This is a genomic window from Bradyrhizobium ganzhouense, from assembly GCF_049949285.1.
GTDB lineage: Bacteria > Pseudomonadota > Alphaproteobacteria > Rhizobiales > Xanthobacteraceae > Bradyrhizobium > Bradyrhizobium ganzhouense.
Map to the genome: position 1 here is coordinate 8,010,489 of NZ_CP181318.1, position 12,898 is coordinate 8,023,386.

The window sequence follows — 12,898 nt, forward strand, 5'->3', positions numbered from 1 at the left end:
CCATGCGATGGTTGCAAAGCTTGAGGCCAGCATGAGCCAATTCAAGGCAGCCTCACTCTTTCGCAACAGAGCTTCGATCCGGGTGCTCATTTTGGATCCCCATTTCTCTTTGTGTTAGTGATCTCCTTGCTTAGAGGTGAAGCGAGCGCCCGGCCGTCGGCCAGCCGGGCGCAAATCTTGTCAGAAGTCCATCGGCGGCGCGGCCGGCGTATGAGGCTCCGCCTTCTTGGGCTTGTCGGCCACGAGCGCTTCCGTGGTGATTAACAGCGAAGCCACTGAGGCTGCGTCTTGCAAGGCCGTGCGAACGACCTTGGCAGGATCGATCACGCCGGCCTTGACCAGATCCTGGTATTCGCCGGTCGCAGCATTGAAGCCCCAGTTGTAGCTCGCGTTCTCAAGCAGCTTGCCGACCACCAGCGAGCCGTCCTCGCCGGCGTTCTGGACAATCTGCCGCGCCGGTACCTGGATCGCCCGGCGCACGATGTCGACGCCGGCCTTCTGGTCTGCGTTCGCTGTCTTGATGCTGTCCAGCGCCTTGAGCGCGCGAAGCAGCGCGACACCACCGCCAGGAAGGATGCCTTCCTCGACTGCCGCACGCGTGGCATGGAGCGCGTCGTCGACGCGGTCCTTCTTCTCCTTGACCTCGACTTCCGTGGCACCACCGACGCGAAGCACAGCAACGCCGCCCGCGAGCTTCGCGAGCCGCTCCTGCAACTTCTCGCGATCATAGTCCGAGGTGGTTTCGTCGATCTGCGCCTTGATCTGTGCAGCGCGGGCTTCGATGTCCTTCTTGGCACCAGCCCCGTCGACAATGGTGGTGTTCTCCTTGTCGATCACCACCTTCTTGGCGCGCCCGAGCATGTTGAGCGTGACATTCTCGAGCTTGATGCCGAGATCCTCGGATATCGTGGTACCGCCGGTAAGTGTGGCGATGTCCTCGAGCATGGCCTTGCGGCGATCGCCGAAGCCCGGCGCCTTCACGGCAGCGATCTTCAGGCCGCCGCGCAGCTTGTTGACGACAAGCGTTGCCAGCGCTTCGCCCTCGACGTCCTCGGCGACGATCAAAAGCGGCTTGCCGGTTTGCACGACAGCCTCCAGCAGGGGAAGCATGGTTTGCAGCCCGGACAATTTCTTCTCGTGGATCAGAATGTAGGGGTCTTCGAGCTCGACCTTCATCTTTTCGGCGTTGGTGACGAAATAGGGTGAGACGTAGCCGCGGTCGAACTGCATACCTTCGACCACCTCAAGCTCGGTATTGAGGCTCTTGGCCTCCTCGACCGTGATGACGCCCTCGTTGCCAACCTTCTGCATGGCATCGGCGAGGAAACGGCCGATCTCCGTGTCGCCATTGGCCGAGATCGTTCCGATCTGCGCGATCTCGTCATTGGACGTGACCTTCTTGGCATGCGCCTTCAAGTCGCTGACAATTGCTTCCACCGCGAGATCGATGCCGCGCTTGAGGTCCATCGGGTTCATGCCGGCCGCGACCGATTTCGTACCTTCCTTGACGATGGCCTGCGCCAGCACCGTCGCCGTGGTGGTGCCGTCGCCGGCCAGATCGTTGGTCTTGGACGCCACCTCGCGCACCATCTGGGCGCCCATATTCTCGAACTTGTCTTCCAGCTCGATTTCCTTGGCGACGGTGACGCCGTCCTTGGTGATGCGCGGCGCTCCGAATGATTTCTCGATCACCACGTTGCGTCCCTTGGGACCGAGTGTGACCTTCACCGCATTCGCCAGTGTGTCCACTCCTCGCAGCATGCGCTCGCGGGCCTCGGTCGAAAATTTCACGTCCTTGGCAGCCATGTTCAAATCTCCTTTCTTTTATGACTGTCAGTTTTTCAGCGGCGTCAGGCCGCTTTCTTCAACTTGCCGCTATGCTCGACGATACCCAGGAGATCGCTCTCCTTCATGATCAGGAGATCCTGGCCATCGATCTTCACCTCGGTCCCCGACCATTTGCCGAACAAGACGCGGTCTCCCGTTTTCACGTCGAGCGGTACCAATTGGCCCTGCTCATTCCGCGCGCCGGGACCAGCAGCGATGATCTCGCCTTCCTGCGGCTTCTCCTTTGCGGTGTCGGGAATGATGATGCCCCCGGCGGTCTTCTCCTCGGCATCAATGCGGCGCACGAGCACACGGTCGTGCAACGGACGGAAATGCATGCACATCCTCCTTAACAGTCTAGCGAGTCATTTAACCGGAGCCGGTAACCAGCCCCCGGCGGAAAAACCACCTAGGGGCAGAAAAAATCCGATTCAAGGGGAACGACGAAATTTTTTGGCGCTCCCACTAAGCGACTGTCAACGTGCGGCTTGCAGCGGCGACCCAGGCGATGCACGAAAACACTGCATAAGATTGGTTTGGTTGACGGTCCGAACCGGTGCGGGGCTATCTCTGCTGTCCGCATGGTCCCGGATCATGCTAGCCCCGGGGGTGCTGTTGCTGGCAGCGCATCGCGCATTGCCGCTGCATGCGACGAGACTTGGCCGGCATCAAGACGTACGCGTCGTTGGTGGTGATCGAGTTTGGTGCCTGGTAACTTGGAAACAGATCGCCGCGTGACTACGTACTAAAACCGAAAGTGCGAACCCTACGGTTAGGACCCGTAAGCACGAGGTTGTGTCATGAAGATTCGCCGCCGTTTTAGACAAACCATTACCCTCGAAGAACGGCTCGCCGACGAAGCCAAACGCCTTAGAGACGAAGCAAAAAAGCTTCCTCCAGGGCCGGAGCAGGCAGAGCTTCTACGAAAGGCTCGCGAAAACGAAATGGTAGCCGAAGTAGCTAGCTGGATCACGTCTCCCGGACTCCAGCCGCCGAAGTGAGGCGACCTCAGTTGACTGATCATCCGCATCGGACCGGCCTTACGTGCGAGGCCCGCTAGCCTACGCTTCGCCTTGCGCAAAAAAGGCAGAGATAGTCAGCGAAGTCCTGAAATGAACTCTGATCCGGCACAACTTCGTTCAGCCAGATCGGCGCCTCGGGTATCTCTAATCGAATGATTTTCTTGTCGTTCGATCAGGAGTAGAGAGATAGAGAAGGAAGCTGGTCGCGGAAGGGCGCTTCCTCAACCTCAATGCGCTCCGAAATCCTTATGAATTCCTAGCGCACCGACTCAAGCTGGCAAGCAAGCCTTTGCTTCGGCGAGACAGGCATCCAATTGCGCCTTTATCTCACGCACCTGCGCCTCCAATGCAGCGAACGAGGCTTCACGGGTCGTGAGCACCGTCCTACCATCCTGGTCAAGAGAGCCGGCAGGCATTCCAACATACGCCCTTGGCGGCACCTTCCCTTGACCACATTCAATGACAATCTCTATGCGAACTGCCATGGTCACACCTCGCCGGGAGCGCAGCAGTCGGACCTTATCTCCCGCCCCTCATGCCGCTGACGAGCCCATCTTGCTGAAGTTGTCTAAACGGCGCCCCGAATCTGATCCGCGGCCATTCGTCCTTAGCGGTAAGCGATCTAGAGCAGCGTGGCCAATCTTCAAGAGCAGCTGCTCGGCCGAACTTCCGGAATAGCTTCGTCGGGCTTCATTGCGTTGTGTTGACAGGTGAGCGTGTGATTAGCGGCCCTCCTCGACACTCGCAGGTCCTGAACTGTTGGCCAAGTTTGAAATCCCTGCTTCGGGCAGGGCTCGCGGCAGGTCACTCGGCATCGCAAAGAGCCGAGGAGAACTCGGGATTCGTAACACCCAAACCCACCTACTCTCTCTCAATGGTAACCTGCGACTCGGTTGCGAGGCCGGCAAGAGATTCCGCAAGAGAGTGGCGCAGCGCTTCATCTGAAGCATCGGTCGCTTTCCAGACGGTGATGTGCGGCACCTCGCTCCGTCCACTCCAGACAAGGCTGTACTTGCGGATAAGCCCACTTGCCTTCACGCAATCAAGGGCCTCCGTCAACGCATCATGAACCTTCGTCGTCATCACAACCTCATCGCGAGATACCCGACAATGTTGCTCCCCCTCATTCAAGTCCAGTCCGTAACATGGCTCGCGCCACCTCGAGCTCGCTAATCGCCTGGCGCAGCGCTGCTCGTGCCGCACCCTTGTCGCCGTTCGTGCAAGCTGCGCACAGGTCTTCAAAGATGGCGGGCCGCCACCTTAGCGTGCGCGACGAGGTCTGCGGCACCCGCAAAGGTGGGGCGGCGCTTTTTGTCAATCATCAAACCCTCTCCCACCTTTCCTTGCTCGAGTGCGACGGCATTTCACGAACACGCGGCACGGGAATCTCGACTGTCTGCGGCTGGTCGATGGAATGCAGGGCGTCGATCCATGTTCGCAGATAGACAAAGGCCTCACGCTCCTCATGCGAGACCAATCCATCTCTTTGGCTCTGCAAAAACGCCGTGGTCGTGCATAAGTCACGCACCAAGGTATGCGTGTCTCTGGGAAAAGAGCGTGGCGACCGCGGAGGACTATGCCGCGCGCCGTAGCGGAGGCGATCGCCCTTCGACAAACTTCCGCAAAGCTTCCTCTTCTTCCTCCATACACCGCTGGAAACGTTCGCGCTCGGCGCGGGAAGGAGCGGAATCGCGCAGTCGCCGATAGTGATCGATGATTTTCTCGTGTCCCCGGATAATGAAAGCTTCGAGTCCAGACATGACGCGCCTCTAAGCTGCTGCTTCCGCCGGTTGCCCAAGCGCCGGCAGACTGAAGGGAAATGTCGTTTTGACGAGAGCTTCGGCTTCCGCCTGTTCTTCCTCCAGTCGCTTTACGATGAAGGCCCGCTCCATCCGAGAGTTGCGTCGCGAGCAACCGCTCGTAGCGGCGAATGTTGTTGCGGTACGCCCGCAGGCGGGCAAGATTCTCCTCGATCATCGTCGTCTCCTGACGGCCGTCATGCTTTCCTTGTGCAAGAGGAAAAGCCCCCTTGCGCCGAAAAAATTAGGCGCGGGAAGCCCACTGTCAAGACACCGCGGGCACTCAACGGTGGGTTAACCACGCCGTTGCCGGAAGCAAAAAAATTTTCCCCACCCTCTTGAACTTTTTCCAAGCTTGAAGATTCTTTTGGGTACGCAGAGATGCGGCCGGGGCGCCACATGGGCCCCGGACTGAAAGGCGGGCACCGGCAGGTGTCCGGTGCCGGCTCGTACCCAACTTGCTCTCAGGAGGATTTGGCTATGAGGTATGATTGGACTCCCCTCTGGAGGTCGACCATCGGCTTCGACCGCCTTTTTGACGTTCTCGACGAGGTCCAGCGGACTGCCGAAGAGAGCTATCCCCCCTACAACATCGAGCGTCTCGACGAAAACCGCTTCCGAATTTCGGTGGCTCTGGCGGGATTCACGCAGGACGAGATCGCGCTCACCGTCGAGCAAAATGTGCTGACGCTCGAAGGCCGCAAGGGTGAGAAGGAAGAGAAGACCTTTCTGCATCGCGGCATTTCGGCGCGTTCCTTCCGGCGCCAATTCACACTGGCCGACCATGTCGAGGTCAGGGGTGCTCGCTTCGAGCACGGCCTGCTTATCATCGACTTTCTGCGCGAAATTCCGGAAGCGATGAAGCCGCGCCGCATCCCGATCGGCGAAGTGAGCACAGGCAATGTCAGGCAAATCGAGGCGAAGGCCGCCTGATCGATCTTTCCACTCGGCGCCAACCCAGCCGCGCGGATCACCGCGCGGCTACCTCAAACTCGTCTTTGGAATTGGAGGCAACCATGCGGCCGACGACCGCTCGTCATGACAACGTATTCGAATTTGAAGCGTTTCTTCATCCCGGCAAAGTCTATGCGCATCCGCGCGACGTGGTCGGTGACCCGACGTTAAGCCTCGGTGAGAAGCGCGCCATCCTCGCCTCGTGGGCGTCCGATGCCTCGGCGATCGCGTCCTCTCCCGCCCTTCGCGCGCCGGAGGGCCTTAAGGCGCCCATCCGCGTCGACGAAATTCTCGAGGCCTTGTGCGCCCTTGACGGTGGTCCGCGCAATCCGCCAGGCGGGAGGCCTATGCGCCTGCACTCGACCGAGCGGCGGGCGGCAGCCTAGCTAGGAGGAGGCCATGCAACTCAATCTGCCGCGTCACATTGTAGAAAAAAGCTGGGCGAAAAAGCTCGAGCGGCTGGTTTCCGCCTGGACAGCGACCAGGCCGCCGGTGGCGCGAAACAGGACGGAGTTCGGCGTTTCCGTCAAGCGCCGGACTCAGCGCAACTTGCTCTCGGAGGACTTGGATATGAGGCACCTTAGCGCTTGGTTTCGAGAGATCACCCGAACTTACGATCGTCTCCTGGAATGGCTCGAACGACGGTCCGTTGTTCTCTCCTCCAGGGGACGCCGCGGCATCGCCGGCCGCCATAGCGCCAAAGCTTATGTGAGGAAGCGCGCTCGCCGGTTGCACCGAAGAGTGTCTTCTCTCGCGAGCAAAGTGGCCGCCAAGACGACGGCAACCACCTCCCGATGATACGCATGCAAATGGGGAAGAAAGGAGCGAACATCATGGTGGGCATGGCAGCACTTCCCTCAGTCTCCTCGGATGGAGGGCTCTCCCGATACCTGACGGAGATTCGAAAATTTCCGTTCTTGGAAGCGTCCGAGGAGGCCAGCTACGCCAGGCGCTGGCGAGATCATGGCGATCGCGAGGCCGCTTATCACCTGGTGACGAGTCATCTCTGGCTGGCGGCAAAGATCGCGATGAAATATCGCCGCTACGGCCTGCCGATTGCTGATCTCGTTTCGGAAGCAAATCTCGGATTGATGCAGGCCGTCAAACGCTTTGAACCTGAGAGGGGCTTTCGTCTGGCCACCTATGCGATGTGGTGGATTAGGGCGTCTGTCCAGGAATACATCCTGAGGTCCTGGTCACTCGTCAAGTTGGGCACCACTGCTGCCCAAAAGAAACTTTTCTTCAATCTCAGAAAGCTCAAGAACAGGTTGTCCGCTCTTGAGGATGGCGATCTGCATCCGGACCAGGTGAGTTACATCTCGGAACACCTAAAGGTAAGTCCGTCGGAGGTGATCGAGATGAATGGGCGACTGCGTGGTGACGCCTCCCTCAATGTCTCGATAAGCGACGAAGACACTTCCCAGGAATGGCAGGATCGTTTGGCCGATCCTTCGCCCGATTCTGAAACCCTGCTGGCGGACGCTGATGACTACGAACGACGAAAGACTGCTCTCTCGGAGGCACTCAAGATGCTGTCGGCACGTGAACGCGCAATTCTGGAAGCGCGGATGCTCACAGACGAACCAAAGACGCTGGATGACTTGGCGAGAGAGTACCGCGTTTCACGCGAGCGAATCCGGCAGATCGAGCAGCGCGCTTTTGAGCGCCTTAAGGCCGCAGTCTGTGCCAGGGTTGACAATTCGTTGGTGTATGCCACCCGGGAGCGGGACCAACAGAAGGCAAAGCCCGGCTTGGCTGGCCAAAGGGCTCTTGAAACTTTCTCCGATTGACCTAGGTCGTCCAGCGGACCGCTATCACGGCAGGGGATTAGATGCAGGCAAGCATCCTTCGGGGAGGAACGATCATGAGCGCGAAGGAGGTTCTATTTTCAACTGGTGCACGGGAGAAGATGCTTCGGGGCGTCGACGTACTTGCTAATGCGGTGAAGGTGACGCTGGGACCGAAGGGCCGTAACGTCGTGCTCGAAAAGAGCTTTGGCGCCCCCCGGATCACAAAGGACGGGGTCACCGTCGCCAAAGAGATCGAGCTTGAAGACAAGTTCGAGAACATGGGAGCACAGATGGTGCGGGAGGTTGCTTCGAAGACCTCCGACCAAGCAGGCGATGGGACCACGACTGCGACCGTGCTCGCGCACGCAATCGTGCGGGAAGGCACCAAGGCTGTTGCGGCCGTGAGCGGCTTGCAAAGCTAGCCGGCGGAGTTGCCGTGATCCGAGTGGGCGGCTCGACCGAAATCGAAGTCAAGGAGCGTAAGGATCGGGTCGACGATGCCATGCACGCGACGCGTGCCGCTGTCGAGGAAGGTATACTCCCGGGCGGCGGGGTGGCGCTACTGCGTGCCGCAGCGGTGCTAGCGAAACTCAAGCCGGCAAACGACGATCAGCGCCATGGGCTGGAGACCGTCAAGCGGGCTCTCAGCTGGCCGGCACGGCAGATTGCAGAGAATGCCGGCGAAGACGGATCGCTCATTGTCGTAAAGATACTTGAAAACAAGGAGTACGCCTGGGACTTCGATGCCCAGACGGGAGAGTACGGCAATCTTTTCGCGAGAGGCATCATCGATCCAACCAAAGTCGTGAGGTCCGCGCTGCAGGATGCAGCTTCAATCGCAGCGCTGTTGATCACGACGGAAGCGATGGTTGCTGAGGCGCCGAAAAAGCAGAACGGAGCTAGCCGAGGCGTCCCTGCCGGCGGGGGCGAAATGGATCTTTGAGCCTGAGAGGACCATCCGCTGGCGAGGAATTTCGTCATCTGCCCGCGAGAGGAATGAGCATGCTTACGGAAATGGTCATGGCAACGCTTCTCGTTAACGTTTTTGGCGCGGCGGCGACCTTGCCGTTTATTGCCGCGCACAATTTACTCTCGCGGTCTTTGCAAACCGAACCGCGCGATGCGATGGGCGTGGCCCGCCCCTCCAGGCAAAGTAACGGATTGTCATCGTCTAAGGCGGCGAACCGACGGCAATCCTCGCGATCTCGTCGAATGCGCGCTAGACAACGCACGGCCGCTCCTTCCTCGCGGTCGAGGAAACCAAATTGCGGCAGCCTATCGCGGAGCGAATGCATGAGCGACACACTATGACAGCGTCGCGCAAGCAGTGCGAGCCTGCTCTCTCTACTGGATTTTGATGTGCGCTCGAGATCTATTGGAGGCTGACTCGGGTTACAGCGAAAGCGCCAAAGTGTTATCCGCAGTGCCGTTCCCGATCGCTTGCAATTGACAGCAGAACTGAACAGTCGCTTTTGCCGTTGTGCCGGGCATCGGGCATCGGGCATCGTCAAGTCGTGAACCATGCCAACCGACTATCGTCACCACCTGGACATAGCGAGCGAAGAAGAGCGGAGTTACCTGGAGTCCTTGATCCGGGAGGACTACGAGCGATGCCATCCCGGTGAGACACTGGAGGATCTCAAGCGCCGGGCGTCGTTTTCAAAGGAGGACAGAGGACTGCTGCGGGACTGGATGGCCCTGGCGGCGGCTCGCGCCGCGACTGATCGAGCTAAGACTCGACGCGACTGAGGATTGCGATACCCTTCTTCAGTCCTCCGCTTTTTTCGCGTCGCTGACGCTTAGCGGAGGGCGGGCTTTAAGCAGCCACCCTATGCTCCTCTTCGCCTTCCTCCCGGCTCACCGCCTGAAGCCTTCTTCAGGAAGCGGGCGAGAGCAGCTTTTCGCGAATCGCGATCCAGTGCATAGGCGGTCTGCTTGAACTCAATGCCGTCAAGCAGCCCTTGAATGTAGCCAACTGGCCGCATCACGCTAGTCATTGTTTTGCTATCGCTTCGAACAATGCGAAGCAGAGGAGAAAAGTGTAGAGGCGGAAGAACCATCCTCCGAACCCACGTCGAAAAACCACGGCTTGGCGCGAATAACTGCGCAACATGGCGGAGATTTTCGCCGAATCTGCGGTGGATTCGAAGGATCGGACACTGTGGAGAGCCGTAGCGTAGCGTGACGGAGAGAGTGGGAGTCAAACCCACGATTTTTGATCATTCCGCTCGAACAGCTGAGACTAACCTCGCAATTGATCCCTCCGGGAGTTCAGGTCAGAGCCGGGTTCGATTCCGGTCGAAGGAGAAATTGGGAGGTCCGGAACGGCATAGGCGTGCCCGCTGCCGGAAGCCTGCTTTTTTATTTTTGTCGGCGAAAACCGCGCGTCATCCTGCTGGTATTTGTGCTGGTATCGGCAGCAATCGACGACAAAAGTGGTTTCAAATTCAAACGGTTATGGCTCTAGGCAATTATCGGCCAGGGGCACCACAATGAAAAGCTTAGTAATAACAACAAGTTGCGATCATAGTTCGATTCCTGATTTTTCCAGGATGCATTGAAAATGAACGTCAAAATTCGCGGCGCTCACCCGTATTGCTGGTATTTTTGCTGGTATCGGGAAACAATGAATTTCGCCATTCCCGAACGGTGGAATTGAGCAGATGGCTCGCGAGGATTGATGGCGCGAGCCCCACCCCGAACACGTCGCTTGCCAGTGCTCCCGTGATGGGGGTTACTCCTTTAGACCTCGACGCCTATCAATACTTGAACCCCCTTGGAAATGTATCGGACGGATCAAGGGTGAATTCGGCGCCACCGACGATCCACGCACGACCAGTTATCTGTGGCACAACCGCGGGAATACCATCGACATCAGTGCGGCTGACCAACCGCCCTTCAAAGCGCGTGCCGAACATCGACTCGCATACGAGCGGCTGATTCAGTCCGAGTTCGCCACGGGAGTAAGCCAGGGCCATTCGCACTGAGGTCCCCGTACCGCAAGGCGAGCGGTCAAAATAGCGTGGCTCCTTGACCATGAAGTTGCGCGCCGCAGCGCCTTGCTCTGGCGCTTCGGTAAAGAGCGACGAGCTGAGCCGACCGAGATCAACTCCTGCCGGCTGCGTGTATTGAACTTGCTCGCGCGTTGCTTTGACGACTTCCAGTCCTAGGTCAACAAGCGTGTGAAGATCCTCCTGCCGGACCCGCAATCCGAGTTGCTTGACGTCAATCATCGCGTAGACGTTGCCGCCGTAGGCCACATTGACCACAATCTTGTCGAAACCTGGCACCTCGATACGAGCATTTTGCGCAAGAACGTAGGAGGGCACGTTTGTGAAGGTCACGTTGACGGCCTTTCGAGACTCCACGCGAACGCTTGTGACAATCAAGCCAGCGGCCGTGTCCAATCGGACTTCGGTAACCGGCTCTTTGACTGGAACCAGTCCACGCTCGACAAGCATCGTGACAAGGCCGATCGTTCCGTGCCCACACATCGGCCAGAAGCCGCCGCCACTCATGTAGATCACCCCCCAATCGGAGTCAGGGAGCACGGGTGGCGTGAGGATAGCGAACATCATGGGCCCGTGGCCCCTGGGCTCGTTGACGAGTAGATCTCGTACCCACTCCAGATTCGCCCTAGCCCACGCCAACCGTTCGAGCATGGAGTTGCCGCGAATGGGCGGCAACCCCTCGACGATGACGCGCAATGGCATGCCTTCTGCGTGCGTATCCACGGTCCGAATGAGCACCGGTGCATCCATTGCGACTTCTCCAAGGTGTGTTGACATGCGCTCAGCGTGCGACCGCGTTAGACTTTAGAAACCACGCCGAATTTGCACAAGAGAACGCTTTTTGAGAGTGATTCAACCAAAAGGCATGTATCGGAATTTTCGCGAAACTCGCACGCCCTTATCTTCGCTTCGGCGATGGAGTGCTTTCAACGGCCGGCCCGTACTGTGAGATCGGCCGCAGAGCCACACTATCGACCCACTCCGCCACCGCAGATCTATCTGGCCAGTTCGTCGATGACTTGCTTAGTCGCCGCGTATGCAATTTCCACGATCTCATCAATCTCAGCTTCGGAAACGACGAGAGGAGGCGCGAATCCCAGAATGTCACCATGTGGCATTCCTCTCGCAATAAGACCCCGATCACGAGCAGCTTTGACGATCCTGGCGCTGACCTTAAGATTGGGGTCAAATCGACGCTTAGTCGCGCGATCGGCCACAAACTCAACTGCGCCAAGCAGACCTACACCTCGAACATCGCCAACCACGTCCATTTGAGCGAACCGCTCTTTGAGCTGCCTCTGAAAATGCACGCCCACGATGCGAGCTCTATCGCTAAGCCTCTCATTTTCGAAGATATCGAGAACGGCGTTAGCTGCAGCAACCGAAATGGGATGACCGGAGTAAGTGTATCCGTGCGAAAATACACCGACCCGATCTGATGCTTCCGCCATAACATCGAAGATCTTCTTGCTGATGATGGCGCCTGAAAGAGGAGCATATCCGGATGTCAGCCCCTTTGCGATCGTCGTGAGATCAGGTTCTATGTCGTACTGAAAGCTGCCGAAGTTTGCGCCGGTTCGTCCAAACCCGCAGATCACTTCGTCGGCGATCAGGAGGACGTCGTATCGCCGAAGCACGGCCTGCACTTCGCGCCAATAGCCCCGAGGGGGTGGCACAATGCCTCCTGTTCCCAGAACTGGCTCAGCAATAAAGGCACCGACCGTTTCCGCCCCCTCCCTTACGATCAGCTCCTCGAGTTCGGCGGCGCGACGACGGGAAAATGCCTCCTCCGTCTCGCCTGGTTCGGCATCCAAGTAGAAATGGGGCGCTCCGGTGTGCAGTACACCGGGGACTGGAAGGTCCATGTTATCGTGGAAAAACGATAGTCCCGTCATGGAGCTCGCGAATACCGAACAGCCATGATAGCCAAGTCTGCGAGAGATGATTTTCCTCTTCCGAGGCTGCCCACGCAGATAATTGTAGTACCAAACGAGCTTCACCTGTGTCTCGTTCGCATCTGATCCGGACAATCCAAAGAAGACCTTGCTAGGGTCACCTGGCGCCATTCGGATCACGCGGTCGGACAGGATCGCCAGCTGTTCGGTCGTGTGAGCCGCGTAGTCGTGGTAGTATGCGAGATTGTAGGCTTGCCGCGCGATTGCTGCGGCAACATCGGTTCGGCCATATCCCACGTTTACGCAGTAGAGGCCGGCAAACCCATCGATGTAGCTACGACCTTCTGCATCTTCGATACGAATTCCTTTGCCGCCGGTAACGATCGTCGGTCCATGGCGACCGAGGGAGTATCCCTTGAGATCCGTCAGTGGATGGAGCGTACTCGCCCGGTCGAGCTCCGCGACAGCCTCTATATCGATCATCCCTGCTTCTCCTAGGTTCTCATGCTCGACGTATCCACCAAAGACGCGACATTCCGTACCCGGCGTCACTCCCCCGCTTCTCTTCCCGGCGAAAATGGCGGGGTCTCTTAAGAGACC

Annotated in this window: 9 protein-coding genes and 2 pseudogenes; 5 read left to right on the forward strand and 6 right to left on the reverse strand. The window is 58.4% G+C overall.

What is annotated here, in order from left to right; all coding sequences use genetic code 11:
- Positions 1-180: 180 nt before the first annotated feature.
- Complete coding sequence (groL, locus tag ACLFLU_RS37265; RefSeq protein WP_426409625.1) at positions 181-1,806, reverse strand: chaperonin GroEL; 1,626 nt, start codon at positions 1,804-1,806, stop codon at positions 181-183.
- Positions 1,807-1,850: 44 nt separating this feature from the next.
- On the reverse strand, positions 1,851-2,165 hold the full coding sequence (gene groES / locus ACLFLU_RS37270) for a co-chaperone GroES (RefSeq protein WP_172648799.1): 315 nt from the start codon (positions 2,163-2,165) through the stop codon (positions 1,851-1,853).
- A 462-nt stretch (positions 2,166-2,627) separates the two neighbouring features.
- On the opposite strand from groES, the gene ACLFLU_RS37275 reads away from it, so the two are divergent.
- A complete protein-coding gene (locus ACLFLU_RS37275; protein WP_298366416.1) occupies positions 2,628-2,828 on the forward strand; it encodes a hypothetical protein in 201 nt (66 codons plus the stop codon).
- Between the two features lie 882 nt (positions 2,829-3,710).
- On the opposite strand, the gene ACLFLU_RS37280 is transcribed toward ACLFLU_RS37275, so the two are convergent.
- Positions 3,711-3,932, reverse strand: a complete 222-nt coding sequence (locus ACLFLU_RS37280) for a hypothetical protein (RefSeq protein ID WP_426409626.1) — start codon at positions 3,930-3,932, stop codon at positions 3,711-3,713.
- Positions 3,933-5,128: 1,196 nt separating this feature from the next.
- Here ACLFLU_RS37280 and ACLFLU_RS37285 point away from each other — a divergent pair.
- From ACLFLU_RS37285 to ACLFLU_RS37300, 4 genes and pseudogenes are all read left to right on the forward strand, one after another.
- On the forward strand, positions 5,129-5,581 hold the full coding sequence (locus tag ACLFLU_RS37285) for an Hsp20 family protein (protein WP_298366624.1): 453 nt from the start codon (positions 5,129-5,131) through the stop codon (positions 5,579-5,581).
- A gap of 83 nt (positions 5,582-5,664) precedes the next feature.
- The gene (locus tag ACLFLU_RS37290) at positions 5,665-5,988 is read left to right on the forward strand and encodes a hypothetical protein (protein ID WP_298366412.1); all 324 of its coding nucleotides are present in this window, start codon (positions 5,665-5,667) and stop codon (positions 5,986-5,988) included.
- A gap of 447 nt (positions 5,989-6,435) precedes the next feature.
- Entirely contained in the window at positions 6,436-7,392 is a 957-nt protein-coding gene (gene rpoH, locus ACLFLU_RS37295) for an RNA polymerase sigma factor RpoH (RefSeq protein ID WP_426409627.1), read from the forward strand.
- A 74-nt stretch (positions 7,393-7,466) separates the two neighbouring features.
- Positions 7,467-8,335: pseudogene (locus ACLFLU_RS37300) on the forward strand (TCP-1/cpn60 chaperonin family protein).
- An 886-nt stretch (positions 8,336-9,221) separates the two neighbouring features.
- Here the strand turns inward: ACLFLU_RS37300 and ACLFLU_RS37305 are convergent.
- The 3 genes and pseudogenes from ACLFLU_RS37305 to ACLFLU_RS37315 form a co-directional block, all read right to left on the reverse strand.
- Positions 9,222-9,365 (reverse strand): annotated as a pseudogene (locus tag ACLFLU_RS37305) (integrase); the annotation flags it as partial.
- Positions 9,366-10,151: 786 nt separating this feature from the next.
- Positions 10,152-11,153: a proline racemase family protein gene (locus ACLFLU_RS37310; RefSeq protein WP_298366521.1), complete on the reverse strand. Its 1,002-nt coding sequence runs from the start codon at positions 11,151-11,153 to the stop codon at positions 10,152-10,154.
- A gap of 245 nt (positions 11,154-11,398) precedes the next feature.
- Positions 11,399-12,781: an aminotransferase gene (locus tag ACLFLU_RS37315; protein WP_426409628.1), complete on the reverse strand. Its 1,383-nt coding sequence runs from the start codon at positions 12,779-12,781 to the stop codon at positions 11,399-11,401.
- Between the last annotated feature and the right edge of the window lie 117 nt (positions 12,782-12,898).